We start from the raw sequence: 13,299 nt of genomic DNA on the forward strand, positions 1-13,299 counted from the left end.
AAACCCCGGATCCTAGATGCCCAGGATGCCGAAGAAGAGCCAGCAGATGACGGCGCCGACGATGGACATCGAGAGCCCCCAGATCAGCAGATTGCGGAAGAGCTTCTGCTTGTCCTCGTGCTCGGCCGCGCAGGCGATGCAGAGCGCGCCCAGCGTGGAGAGCGGCGAGGCGTCGACGAGGTGCGCGCCGACGTTGATCGACGAGATCATGCCGACGGGATCCGCGCCCGGTACAAGCTTCAGGAGCCCCGGCACCAGAGGCAGGAAGGCCGGCATGACGACGCCGGAGGAGCTCGAGTAGGCCGAGATGACGCCCGTCACGAGACCCAGCCAGAAGTGCACCGTCGTGGGGCCCGAAAAGGCCGCGATGGCCTTCGTCATGGCATTGAGGCCTCCCGACTTCTCCATGATCTCGATGAGCACGGTGACGCCGCAGACCATCATGATGACGAACCAGGGCATCGTCTTGATGGCCGCCTTGCTGTCGGCGATGTTGAACAGCATCATCAGGCCGCCCAGGACGAACCCGACGGTGCCCACGTTGGAGGCCATCAGGAGCATCCACTTCGGGAAGTACGCCTTCATGCCGGGCAGGGCCGGCACGACGACCATGAAGATCAGGACGACGATGCAGATCGTGGTGAACCACTGCTGCTTCGTGAAGGGTTCGGGCTTCGGGGCGATCGTGTTGATGTCCACCGTCTTGCCCTTGTGCTGCATCATCCACTTCCAGCCGCCGAAGATGAGGAAGCCGGGGATGACGACGATGCCCTGCGCGATGATGGAGTTGAAGTAGACCTTCCAGTCGAGTGCGGCCAGTGAGTACTGGTCGAAGAGGCCGGGGATCTGCGGCCCCATCCTCTCGATGAGGCCGTGGGAGATGATCCCCGTGGGGGCAAACGGCGAGAAGCAGGCCGAGTTGGCGGCCCCGACGACGATGAGCGTCATGCAGAAGGCCGACATCCCCACCTGGCCCGCGATGGCCATGGTGATGGGCGCCAGCAGCGCGACACCGGCGATGTTGCCCGGGCCGATCGTGGTGATGAAGATCGTCAGGAAGTAGATGATGAAGGGCAGCAGCATCATGTTGCCGCCGCAGATGCGGATACAGTAACTGGTGATTTTACCGAGCGTCCCGTTGACTTGGGCCATGGCGAACATGAAGGTCACGCCGACCAATATCATGAAGAGGCTCAGCGGAAAGCCCGCCACGACCTTGGAGGCCGCCATGTTCATGAAGACTGCCCCGACGATGATCGCGAAGGCGATGCTCAAGTTGCCGACGTGAAGCTCCTCGTTCACGCAGCTGATGATGATGACGATGGTCAAGGCCAGGATGGACATCCAGGCCGCCAGGGATACGCCGAGAAATTCCATGTTGATCTCCCTCCCTATTGGATTTTTTGATAGGGTTCAGCCTATGCTTGAGTATTCCAGTTTGTCAAAAAAGTCCACCGCTTTGCGTGGATTATTCATGCCGGTTCGCGCCCCCCTTTAGAAAATGCGAGAATGAGAGCGTTCGAGGCGCGGCAGCCCCTGACCGCCCTCGGGCGGTCAGGGGCTGCATCCCGTTATCCGAGCACCATGAGGACCTGGCTGGTGTTGACCTTGTCCCCTTCCTTGACCTTGATCTCCTGCACCGTGCCGTTGCCGGGGGCCACGATGGGGTTCTCCATCTTCATGGCCTCGAGGATGATCAGCTCCTCGTCCTCCTTCACCGCATCGCCCGCCTTCACGATGATCTCCTTGATCGTGCCGGGCATCGGGGCTACAACGTCGATTGCCATTGGGGTCTCGCCTCCTTTCCTTGTTTAAATTGCAGCCTGTATTGCATAAAGCCCTTGAATCGGTTCCTCTTTCCGCCCGCACCCCGACCCTCTCCCGTCACGGCAGAGGGGAAAAGGGTGCGGGGACTGATTTACCGGATCACGCCCATGCCGGCCAGCACGGAGAGCATGACGGCCGCGGCGATCACCGAGCCGATCTGCCCGCCGGCGTTGGCCCCCATGGCGTGCATCAACAGGTAACTCTTTTTATTATACTGCGAACCCACCTTCTGCACCACCCGGGCCGCCATCGGGAAGGCCGAGATCCCCGCCGCGCCGATCAGCGGGTTGATCTTGCCGCCCGTCACCACGTAGAGCAGCTTGCCGAACAGCACCCCGCAGACCGTGTCCAGGCAGATCGCCATGAAGCCCAGCGCCAAAATGATCAGCGTCTCGGCCCGGATGAAGGCCGGGCCCGCCATCGTCGCCCCGATCGAGAGACCCAGGAAGAGCGTCACCACGTTGGCGATCTCGTTCTCCGCCGCCCCCGTGAGCCGCGCCACCACCCCGGACTCCCTCATGAGGTTGCCCAGCATGATCGTCGCCAGCAGCGGCAGGCCCTTGGGCGCAATGCAGCCCCCCACCACCGTGATCACGATCGGGAAGAGCAGCTTCGTGGTCTTCGAAACCGGCTTGGCGGTGTACTTCATCACCGTCTTCTTCTCCTTCTCCGTGGTCAGCAGGCGCATGATCGGCGGCTGGATCACCGGCACCAGCGACATGTACGAGTAGGCCGCCACCGCCACCGCCCCCAGCAGGTGCGGGGCGTACTTCGAGGTCACGTAGATCGCCGTCGGACCGTCGCAGGCCCCGATGATCCCGATCGAGACCGCGTCGAGCTTCGGAAAGCCCAGCCACAGCGCCACCAGCAGCGTCAGGAAGATCCCGAACTGCCCCGCCGCCCCCAAGAGAAACGTGTAGGGCTGCGCCAGCACCGGACCAAAGTCCGTCATCGCCCCGATGCCGATGAAGATCAGCAGCGGAAAGAGCTCCGTGTCCACCCCCGCGTCGTAGATCGTCCGGATGAAGCCGTCCTTCAACATGACGTCCGACATCGGGATGTTGACCAAAATGCAGCCGAACCCGATCGGCACCAGCAACAGCGGCTCGCAGTCCTTCTTGATCCCCAGCCACAGCAGCACCCCGCCCACGCCCAGCATGATCAGGTTCTGCCAGTTGACAAACAAAAACTTGAAGCCGATAACCAGCCCGCCCAGTCCCGCAATGATCGCTTCCAGCATGGTCTCAGCCCTCCTTCCCGTCCTCTTCCCTGTGAGGGAAGAGCTTGCCCAGGCCGGCCATCATCAGGCTCAGCAGCCCCAGGGTCACCAGCGTGCCCCCCATCCCGGCCACCAGCATCGTGATGCCGAATGTGAAATTGTCCATCTCCATTGTAAGAAACCTCCTTCGTACGTTTCGATGCATGAATGCCCACCCTCTACAAGAGGCCCCGCCGGCTCCCAGCCGGCATGGGCCCTACAGAGGGATGTTGCCGTGTTTCTTCCAGGGGCGGTCTTCGCGCTTGTTCTCGAGCATCTTGAGGGCCTTGATGATCATGGGCCTCGTCTCCTTGGGCTCGATGACGTGCTCGATCAGGCCGTGCCGCGCCGCCTGGTAGGGGGTTGCGAAGTTGTCGATGTACTCCTGCGTCTTCTTCTTGAGGCTCTCGGGGTCCTCCTTGCGGAAGATGATCTTGGCCGCCCCCTCGGCGCCCATGACGGCGATCTCCGCCGAGGGCCACGCCATGACCACGTCAGCGCCCGTCTGCCCGGAGCACATGCCGAGGTAGGAGCCGCCGTAGGCCTTGCGCAGAACGATCGTGATCTTCGGCACCGTCGCCTCGGGGTAGACGTAGAGCATCTTCGCGCCGTGGCGGATGATGCCGCCGTACTCCTGCGCCGTCCCCGGGAGGTAGCCCGGCACGTCGACGAAGGTGAGGATCGGCAGGTTGAAGCAGTCGCAGAACCGGATGAACCGCGAGGCCTTGTCGGAGGAGTTGATGTCGAGGCACCCCGCAAGCACCGCCGGCTGGTTGGCGATGATGCCCACGGGCTGGCCGTTCATCCGGGCGAAGCAGGTGATCATGTTCATGGCGTAGAGGGCCTGGCTCTCGTAGATCTCGCCGTTGTCCACGACCATCTTGATGACCCGCTTCATGTCGTAGGGTCGGTTGCTCGCCTCGGGGACGATCGTGTTGAGCTTTTCCTCCATGCGGTCGACCGGGTCGGTGCAGGCGACGACGGGCGGCTTCTCGCGGTTGTTGAGGGGGAGGTAGCTCAGGAGCTTCTTGATCTGGTCGATGCAGTCCTCGTCGCTCTCGGCCACGAAGTGCGCCACGCCGCTCTTCGTGTTGTGCGTCATGGCCCCGCCGAGCTCCATGGCCGTCACTTCCTCGCCCATGACGGCCTTGACGACCTGCGGGCCCGTGATGAACATCTGGGCGTATTCCTTGTTGACCATGTAGATGAAGTCCATGAGTGCCGGCGAGTAGACGGCGCCGCCGGCCGACGGGCCCATGATGGCGCTGATCTGGGGGATGATGCCCGAGGCCATGGTGTTGCGGTAGAAGATCCGGCCGTAGCCCGCCAGCGAGTCGACGGCCTCCTGGATCCGCGCGCCGCCCGAGTCGTTGAGGCCCACGATGGGGCATCCCGCCGACAGGGCACGCTCCTGACACTTGACGATCTTGGCGGCGTGCATCTCGCCCAGTGAGCCGCCCATGGTGCTGAAGTCCTGTGCGAAGGCGAACACGGTCCGGCCGTTGACCATCCCGTAACCCGTCACGACGCCCTCGCCGGGGACTTCCATCTTGTCCATGCCGAAGTTCGTGCAGCGGTGCTCGACGAACTTGTCCATCTCCACGAAGCTGCCCGCGTCGAAGAGACGCGCAAGCCTCTCGCGGGCCGTCAGCCGCCCCGTGGCCTTTACCTTTTCGAGGGCCTTGGCGCCTCCGCCGAGCTCGATCTTCTGCTCGCGGGCCCTCATGAGTGCGATTTTTTCTTCATTCGTCACGGTGCTTCTCCTTCCGGGTTTCTGTGTGGGGTTGTCGCGGTGCCTACTGCCTCTCGCTGAGCTCGAGCAGCACGCCGCCCGTGGAGCGGGGGTGCACGAAGGCGATCTTCGCGCCGCCCGCGCCGTAGCGGGGCTTCTCGTCGATGAGCCGCACGCCCTTGGCCTTCATCTCCGCGAGGGCCGCCTCGAGGTTGTCCACGCGCAGTGCCAGGTGCTGGATCCCCTCACCGTTCTTCTCGATGTACTTGGCCACGGGTCCGTCCGGCGCCGTGGACTCGAGCAGCTCGATCTCCGTCTCGCCGATGGGGAGGAACGCCACGCGCACCTTCTGCTCGGCCACTTCCTCGACGCCCACGGATTTCAGGCCCATCGCCTCGTAGACCTTCAGGGACTCGGCGATGCTCTTCACCGCGATTCCGATGTGATCCAACCGGGTAACTTTCATGTGTCCTGACCCTCCTGACTCGTCTGATTTCTTCACGTTACGGTTAAGCTGTAGTTCTGGAGAAACGAGAGGATCCGCGCCGCCCCCGACGTGGCCGTGATCTTCCCGCTGACCACTTCCCTCTCGATGAGGGGCAGCAGGTTGACGACCTGCGCGTTCTTGTAGAACCACTCTTCGAGGCCTTCCTTCACCAGGGCCCACATCCACAGGCGCGCCTGCTCGCTTCGCTTGCGCTCCAGCTCCCCCTTGTCGCTCATGATCTTCCGGTGTTTCAGGACCGTCTCCCAGATCTCCGGGAGCCCGCTGCCCGTCAGGGAGCTGCAGATCAGGACCGGCGTGCTCCAGTCGGGCGAGGGCGGCGAGAGCAGGTGCATGGCCGTCTCATACTGGGCCCGGGCGAGCTTGGCCCTCTCCACGTTGTCACCGTCGGCCTTGTTGACCGTGATGGCGTCGGCCAGCTCCAGCACGCCCTTCTTGATGCCCTGCAGCTCGTCGCCGGCCCCGGCGATCATGAGCACGAGGAAGAAGTCCACCATGGAGGCCACGGCGACCTCCGACTGCCCCACGCCCACCGTCTCCACCAGGATGACGTCGTACCCCGCGGCCTCGCAGATCATCATGGTCTCGCGGGTCTTGCGGGCCACCCCGCCGAGGGTGCCCCCCGAGGGGGAGGGGCGGATGAAGGCCCGCTCGTTCACCGAGAGCTTCTCCATCCGGGTCTTGTCGGCCAGGATGCTGCCGCCCGTGCGGGGGCTGCTGGGGTCCACGGCCAGCACGGCCACCCGGTGGCCCCTCTCCGTGAGCATCGTGCCGAAGCTCTCGATGAAGGTGCTCTTGCCGGCGCCGGGCACGCCCGTGATCCCCATGCGGACGGCCTTCCCCGTGTGGGGGAGCAGGGCGTCCATGACCTGCCGGGCCATCTCCTGGTGCTCGGGCAGGACGCTCTCGATCAGCGTGATCGTCTTTGCCATGACCAGCCGGTTGCCGCCGATCACGCCCTGTACGTAGTAGTCAATCGTCTGCTGCGCCATCACCCTGCACCGGGTCCGAAAGATCGTGGAGATGCGGAATTGCCGGGGGAGGGATCCTCCCCCGGCAATCGCTCTATGCCGCCTTCTTCAGGTACTTGTTCTCCAGCAGGGAGAGCACCTTGTCCGCCGACTCCGGAATCGAGGTGCCCGGCCCGAAGATCCCGACGACGCCCGCCTTGTAGAGGAAGTCGTAGTCCGTCGGGGGGATGACGCCGCCGGCAATCACGAGGATCTCCTCGCCGCCCATCTCCTTGAGCTTCCGGATCAGCTCCGGCACCAGGGTCTTGTGGCCGGCCGTGAGGCTCGAGGCCCCCACGATGTGGACGTCGTTCTCGATGGCCATCTTGGCGGCCTCCTCGGGAGTCTGGAACATCGGGCTGATGTCGATGTCGAACCCCAGGTCCGCGAAGGCCGTGGCGACGACCTTGATGCCGCGGTCGTGGCCGTCCTGGCCCATCTTGGTCACGAGCATCCGGGGCCGCCGGCCCGTCTGCTTGAGGAAGTTCTCCGTCCGCTTCTGCAGGCTCTTGATCACGTCGCTCTCGCCGTACTCGGAGGAGTAGACGCCGGAGATCATCCGGGTGGTGGCCACGTAGCGGCCGAAGACCTTCTCCATGGCGTCGCTCACCTCGCCCACGGTGGCGCGCAGGCGGATGGCCTTGATGGAGGCCTCGAGGAGGTTGCCGCCCTTCTCGGCCACGGCCGTGATCTCCTCGAGGGCCTTCTTCACGGCGGCGTTGTCGCGCTTCGCCTTGAGTTCCTTGATCCGGGCGATCTGCTCGTCACGGACCGTGTTGGGCACCTCGAGCACCTCCACGGCGGGCGGCTCCGGGATGCGGTACTTGTTGACGCCGACGATGACGTCCTTGCCCTGGTCGATCCGGGCCTGGCGGCGCGCCGCCGACTCCTCGATGCGGAGCTTCGGCATGCCCGTCTCGATGGCGCGGGCCATGCCGCCGAGGGCCTCGATCTCGTCCATGATCTTCTTGGCCTCGCGGATGATGGCGCCCGTGAGGGCCTCGACGTAGTAGGAGCCTCCCAGGGGGTCCACCACGTGGCAGATCTGGGACTCCTCCTGGATGATGATCTGGGTGTTGCGGGCGATGCGGGCCGAGAAGTCCGTCGGCAGGCTGATGGCCTCGTCGAAGGAGTTCGTGTGGAGCGACTGGGTGCCGCCCAGCGCCGCCGCGAGGGCCTCGAGGGTCGTGCGGATGATGTTGTTGTACGGGTCCTGCTCCGTGAGGCTCCAGCCGGAGGTCTGCACGTGGGTGCGCAGCACGGTGGAGCGGGGGTTCTTCGGGTTGAACTCACTGACCGTCTTGTGCCACAGGTAGCGGGCCGCCCGCAGCATGGCGATCTCCATGAAGAAGTTCATGCCCACGCCGAAGAAGAAGGAGAGCCGCGGGGCGAACTCGTCGATGTGGAGCCCGGCGTCGATGGCCGCGCGGATGTACTGCTTGCCGTCGGCGAGCGTGAAGGCCGTCTGCAGCACCGAGTTGGCGCCCGCCTCCATGATGTGGTAGCCGCTGATGGAGATCGTGTTGTAGCGCGGCATGTGCTTCGAGCAGTAGGCGATGATGTCCGAGACGATCCGCATGGAGGGCTGGGGCGGGTAGATGTAGGTGTTGCGGGTGAGGAACTCCTTGAGGATGTCGTTCTGGATCGTGCCCGCGAGCTGCTCCTGCTTGACGCCCTGCTCCTCGGCGGCCACGATGTAGCCCGCGAGGATCGGGAGAACGGCACCGTTCATCGTCATCGAAACGGTGACCTTGTCCAGGGGGATGCCGTCGAAGAGGACCTTCATGTCCTCGACGGAGTCGATCGCCACGCCGGCCTTGCCCACGTCGCCGGCCACGCGCGGGTGGTCGGAGTCGTAGCCGCGGTGCGTGGCCAGGTCGAAGGCGACGGAGAGGCCCGTCTGCCCGGCGGCCAGATTCCGCCTATAGAAGGCGTTCGATTCCTTGGCCGTGGCGAACCCGGCATACTGGCGGATCGTCCAGGGCTGGTTGGCGTACATGGAGGCCACGGGGCCGCGGACGTAGGGGGGCATGCCGGAGAGGGTGTTGACGAAGTCCAGCCCCTCCAGGTCTTCCGCCGTGTAGATGGGCTTCACGGTGATGCCCTCGGGCGTCTCCCAGTTGAGAGACTCCAGGGGCTTTCCCTTGAGTTCCTTTGCGACCAGTTCCTGCCACTTCTTCATCTGGGGGTGTTCAGCCATTTTCTTCCTCCTTGGTTCAGCCTGTCCGTGAAAGGCCTGTTTTTCCTGCATGGTTGCCGATTTCCTGGATGCGGCCTCTACGCGGGAGGCCCCATCGCGTGTTCCTGGTCTTTCCCGGGCCTCAGGGACGCAGAAGGTCCGAGCCCGCCGGCACCCTCTGGTTCAGGAGGTTGCGTATGAGCTTGACGAGGTTCTCGCTGCGGTGATTGAACCTCCACTCGATTTCCTTGAGGTAGAGCGGGAAATACATCCGGGGCACGCCCCGGTAATGTTTGAGCCACTGCCGGGCGAAGACCCAGAACCCCTCGATGTCCTCCGCGGCCTCGCGGCCCTTCCGGGTCGTCTTGTCGCCGTTGACCACGACGCTGTTGCCGCGGACGTCGAAAAGCGTGCAGGCCAGCGTTTCATCGCAGACGTGGAGCCGACCCGTCTCGGCGATGGCCGCCGCGCCCGCGCCCCCCTCGGGCAGGAGGGCGGGCAGCGCGAAGACGCGGCCGTTGCCCTTGTAGATGGCGAGGGCCAGCTTTCCGTTCGACATCGTGAAGTCCGCGCCGAACCGGACTGCTGCCCCGGCCGGTGCCGCGGCGGCCCCCTTTCCGGCAAGCAGGGCCCTCATCTCCTTCATCTCGTGCGCGTAGATGGCGAGACGCAGGATACGGAACCAGCGCTGGACCGTCTTGAGGTCGAGCGGCACCTGGTGCCGGAGCCGGTAGGCCGGCACCCCGAGGCAAAAGTACTCGAGGAGACGGCCCTTCCAGTAGGGCGACATTTTGGTGGTGTCCCAGTAGGTCCTGTCGAACTTGCGCGTCAGGCCGCACCGGCCGCAACGCCGCTGCCCCGTGGCCAGCCGCCAGAAATTTCTTCCGCCGCATCGAGGACAAACCAACATGACCGACTCTGCTTGAGATGACGCGACCTGCCGAAAAACAGGTGCAACCAACGTGGGGAATTGACTCGCGGCGGTATTAGCACCGCGACAGGGCGAACACCATCGGGGGCCGTCTGATTCTGGTGTAGGAATTGAACAGGACGATTTGTCGGCGTTTGTCTGACAAGGCCTGAAAACCGCGGAAAAATGATGGTTTCAGGGCACAGCACCCCGCCGCCGGGCCGTTTACGGGCCGGCGGTGCGAATGTTTGGGATCAAATATTTACTTGAAATCCGGGGGCGAAATTGTGTAGACGGGTGCAAAAACAGAGGGGGGCGGATGCCGCTGCCCCCGACACGACGGGTCGACGACCCGCATCGAAGATCAAACCGTTGGGAGGGAAAACAGATATGCCACGAGCGCTGGAAGGTATCCGAGTCATTGACCTGAGTCACGTGCTGGCGGCCCCCACGACGACGATGATTCTCGCCGACCTCGGGGCCGAGGTCATCCACGTCGAGCCGCCCCATGGGGACGACGCCCGCGAGTTCGGGCCTTTTGCCGGGGAGGTGGACAAGAACCACAGCGGCTACTTCATCAGCCTCAACCGCAACAAGAAAGGGATCGTGCTGAACCTCAAGCACCAGAAGGCCAAGGACATCCTGATCGAGATGATCAAGAAGGCCGACGTGGTCGTGGAGAACTTCCGGCCCACGACGATGAAGAAGATGGGCCTGCACTGGGAGGACCTGAAGAAGATCAATCCGAGAATCATCTATTGCTCCATCTGCGGCTTCGGTCACGACTCGCTGCCCGAGTACGCCGAGAGGCCCTCCTATGACATGGTGGCCCAGGCCTACAGCGGGCTCATGAGCATCACCGGGCCCGAGGGCGGCCCGCCCTGCCGGGTGGGGTCCTCCGTAGGCGACATCATCTCTGGGATGCAGGCCGCGATCGGCATCCTGGCGGCCCTGCGGTACCGGGAGAAGTCGGGACGGGGCCAGCACGTCGACATCTCCATGATCGACAGCCTCTACTCCACGCTCGAAAACGCCGTCGTCCGCTACACGCTGAAGGGGGAAATCCCCGGGCCCCTCGGAGGGATCCACCCCTCGATCACCCCGTTCCAGGGCTACAAGACGAAGGACGGCTCCTACATCATCGCCGCCATCGGGACCGACGCCCTTTTCGTCCGCTTCGCGAAGGTGATCGGCAGGCCTGACCTGCCCGAGGACGAGCGGTTCAAGACCAACCCCCTGCGGACGAAGAACCGCAAGGCCCTCAACGAGATCCTCGAGCCGATCATGGCCTCGAAGACCACGCCGGAATGGGAGGTCATCTTCAAGAAGGAGGGGCTGCCCTACTCGCCGATCAACAACTTGAAGCAGATCAGCGAGGACCCCCACATCGCCTACCGGAAGATGCTCGCCGAGATCGACCAGCCCCGCGTGGGCAAGATGCGGATCGCCAACTCGCCCATCAAAATGACCGAGACGCCCGGCGAGGTCTACGCGCCGGCACCGCTTCTGGGACAGCACACCGACGAGGTCCTGAAGTCGCTCCTGGGCTACAGCGACGAGACGCTCGAACAGCTCAAGAAGGAAGGCATCATCAACGCGAGTTACTAGACTAGCACACAAGGCGGGGCCCCGGGGGCCCCGCATTCTTTCTATCGTATCGACCTGTCGCAGGATCTGTAACCGTTGACGTGGGGAGTTGCCGGTTTCAATCCAAGACAAGGAGGCAATGCCAAGATGGGAATCGAGAGCCGTATCTTCAACAAGGAACTGTTGTCCAAGATCACGACGGCCGAGGAGGCCGCCAAGCACATCAAGGACGGCATGGTCGTCGGCACGAGCGGGTTCACCCCCTGCGGGTACCCCAAGGCGGTGCCGCTGGCCGTGGCCGAAAGGGTCAAGAAGGGCGAGAAGCTCCGGCTGTCCCTGTTGACGGGCGCCTCCGTCGGCGTCGAGCTCGACGAGGCCTGGGCGGAGGTGAACTGCATCGCCAAGCGCTTCCCCTACCAGACGGGCAAGAAGATCAACCAGCGGATCAACGCGGGCGACACGATGTTCTTCGACATCCACCTGAGCCAGATGGCCCAGCAGCTGCGCTACGGTTTCCTGGGCAAGATGGACGTGGCCATCGTCGAGGCCGTCTGCATCCTGGAAAACGGCGGGATCGTCCCCTCCACCTCGGTCGGCAACTCGCCCACCTTCCTCCAGCAGGCCGAGAAGGTGATCATCGAGGTGAACACGAGCCAGCCCATGGAACTCGTCGGGATGAGCGACATCTTCATCCCCGCCGACCCGCCGGCCCGGCATCCCCTGCCGATCACCGATGTGAACCAGCGCATCGGCACGATCTACATGCCCTGCGACCCGAGGAAGGTCGTGGCCGTCGTGCCCTGTGACATCGGCGACAAGACGCGGCCCCTGGCCCCCATCGACGAGCAGTCCAAGGCCATGGCCCGGCATCTGATCAAGTTCCTGGAGAAAAACTACGGGGCAGTGCTCCCGCCCCTGCAGTCGGGGGTGGGAAACGTGGCCAACGCCGTCATGGCGGGCCTCGTGGAGAGCGACTACAAGAACCTGCGGGTCTGGACGGAGGTCATCCAGGACGCCATGTTCGACCTCATCGACGCGGGCAAGCTCAACGCCGTCTCCGGCACCTCGCTGTCCCCCTCGCCCGAGGGCCTCCAGCGCTTCTACCGGGACATCATGAAGTACCGCGACAAGATCGTCCTGCGGCCCCAGGAGATCAGCAACAACGCCGAGATCGCCCGCAGGCTGGGCCTCATCGCCATGAACACGGCCCTCGAGGTGGACATCTACGGCAACGTCAACTCCACCCACACCTTCGGCACCACCATGGTCAACGGCATCGGGGGCTCGGGCGACTTCTCCCGCAATGCGGGGCTCGTTGTCTTCCTGACGCCGGCAATGGCCAAGAAGGGGGCCATCTCGCGCGTCGTGCCCCACGTGACCCACACGGACCACACGGAGCACGAGGTGCACCTCATCGTGACGGACCAGGGGGTGGCCGACCTGCGGGGGCTCGACCCGAGGGAGAAGGTGCCCGTCATCATCGAGAACTGTGCGGCACCCGAGTACCGTCCTCTGCTCTGGGATTACTTCAACCGCGCCAAGAAGAAGGTGGGCGGCCATCACCCGATGCTGCTCGACGAGGCCTTCAGCTGGCACGTGCGCTTCAACGAGACGGGCACGATGAAGCCGGAGGGCGCGGCCTGAGATCCCGCACACGGCCCCTCGTGGAGCGCGGCAAATGCCCGCGCTCCACGGGCCGGCGCCGGGAGGCGGCGTCAGGCCGGAGGGGTCAAGACCTCCCCGGCCGGTTTGACAAAGGAATCAGTTCCCCCCGTTTTTTTCGGCAGGCCGCAGGGAGTCCGGTCTCCCGCTGACGGGATGGATCGCCGTGATGCCGATCTCGACGGTGCGGCGTCCGCGGGCCCCGGCCGGACAGCCCGAACCGTGCTCCCGGCGCCTCGGGGATGCCGTTGCCGATCCGACCGCGGCGCCCGGGCAAGAGCACGGGCCTCGCGGCGCAAAACGTTCGGTTGCCGCCGGCCCTTTTGACCCGTGTCGCGGACACCTGCAAGACGGAAAGGGAGGGCAGCTTTCCGGGGAGGTCCTGGCCGATACCTCGCTCCCTCTGCTCAACCTTAAGAAAGGGACAACTCACTACCATCCAGAGCGGGGCCGACCCCGGCGCCAATTGCAGGTCTTCCGTGTCTCTCTCGGGACGGCGGTGCGGCGCTGACACGGGGCGGCCCTGGGCAATTACCCATAGCAGGGAGAAGGACTCCAGGATCGGACGTCCGCGGACAGCGTCGGTTCAGGCTCGCTGCCATGTGCGGCGGGCTCGCCGCCCACGTCTC

Annotated in this window: 11 protein-coding genes; 2 read left to right on the forward strand and 9 right to left on the reverse strand. The window is 64.3% G+C overall.

Going from position 1 to position 13,299, the window contains the following annotated elements:
• Positions 1 to 12: 12 nt before the first annotated feature.
• The 9 genes from HPY67_05830 to HPY67_05870 all read right to left on the reverse strand — a co-directional run bounded on the left by HPY67_05830 (position 13) and on the right by HPY67_05870 (position 9,421).
• On the reverse strand, positions 13 to 1,377 hold the full coding sequence (locus HPY67_05830) for a C4-dicarboxylate ABC transporter (GenBank protein NPV04235.1): 1,365 nt from the start codon (positions 1,375 to 1,377) through the stop codon (positions 13 to 15).
• Between the two features lie 194 nt (positions 1,378 to 1,571).
• The gene (locus HPY67_05835; protein NPV04236.1) at positions 1,572 to 1,787 is read right to left on the reverse strand and encodes an acetyl-CoA carboxylase biotin carboxyl carrier protein subunit; all 216 of its coding nucleotides are present in this window, start codon (positions 1,785 to 1,787) and stop codon (positions 1,572 to 1,574) included.
• A 131-nt stretch (positions 1,788 to 1,918) separates the two neighbouring features.
• The gene (locus HPY67_05840) at positions 1,919 to 3,067 is read right to left on the reverse strand and encodes a sodium ion-translocating decarboxylase subunit beta (protein NPV04237.1); all 1,149 of its coding nucleotides are present in this window, start codon (positions 3,065 to 3,067) and stop codon (positions 1,919 to 1,921) included.
• A 4-nt stretch (positions 3,068 to 3,071) separates the two neighbouring features.
• Positions 3,072 to 3,218 (reverse strand): hypothetical protein, encoded by a 147-nt coding sequence (locus HPY67_05845; protein NPV04238.1) that lies wholly within the window; start codon positions 3,216 to 3,218, stop codon positions 3,072 to 3,074.
• Positions 3,219 to 3,302: 84 nt separating this feature from the next.
• Positions 3,303 to 4,811 (reverse strand): methylmalonyl-CoA carboxyltransferase, encoded by a 1,509-nt coding sequence (locus tag HPY67_05850; GenBank protein ID NPV04239.1) that lies wholly within the window; start codon positions 4,809 to 4,811, stop codon positions 3,303 to 3,305.
• Between the two features lie 70 nt (positions 4,812 to 4,881).
• Positions 4,882 to 5,283 (reverse strand): methylmalonyl-CoA epimerase, encoded by a 402-nt coding sequence (gene mce / locus HPY67_05855; GenBank protein ID NPV04240.1) that lies wholly within the window; start codon positions 5,281 to 5,283, stop codon positions 4,882 to 4,884.
• A 32-nt stretch (positions 5,284 to 5,315) separates the two neighbouring features.
• Positions 5,316 to 6,314, reverse strand: a complete 999-nt coding sequence (meaB, locus tag HPY67_05860; GenBank protein NPV04241.1) for a methylmalonyl Co-A mutase-associated GTPase MeaB — start codon at positions 6,312 to 6,314, stop codon at positions 5,316 to 5,318.
• 73 nt (positions 6,315 to 6,387) lie between these two features.
• A complete protein-coding gene (scpA, locus tag HPY67_05865; protein ID NPV04242.1) occupies positions 6,388 to 8,532 on the reverse strand; it encodes a methylmalonyl-CoA mutase in 2,145 nt (714 codons plus the stop codon).
• 121 nt (positions 8,533 to 8,653) lie between these two features.
• Entirely contained in the window at positions 8,654 to 9,421 is a 768-nt protein-coding gene (locus HPY67_05870; protein NPV04243.1) for a hypothetical protein, read from the reverse strand.
• A gap of 390 nt (positions 9,422 to 9,811) precedes the next feature.
• Between HPY67_05870 and HPY67_05875 the strand changes: the two genes are divergently transcribed.
• Together HPY67_05875 and HPY67_05880 are read left to right on the forward strand one after the other, a co-directional pair.
• Positions 9,812 to 11,029 carry a CoA transferase gene (locus tag HPY67_05875; protein NPV04244.1) on the forward strand — a complete coding sequence of 406 codons (1,218 nt, stop codon included), beginning with the start codon at positions 9,812 to 9,814 and terminating at the stop codon, positions 11,027 to 11,029.
• A gap of 126 nt (positions 11,030 to 11,155) precedes the next feature.
• Complete coding sequence (locus tag HPY67_05880; GenBank protein ID NPV04245.1) at positions 11,156 to 12,652, forward strand: succinate CoA transferase; 1,497 nt, start codon at positions 11,156 to 11,158, stop codon at positions 12,650 to 12,652.
• Positions 12,653 to 13,299 lie beyond the last annotated feature (647 nt).

This window comes from Syntrophaceae bacterium, assembly GCA_013177795.1.
In the GTDB taxonomy this organism is placed as follows: Bacteria; Desulfobacterota; Syntrophia; order Syntrophales; family UBA2192; genus UBA2192.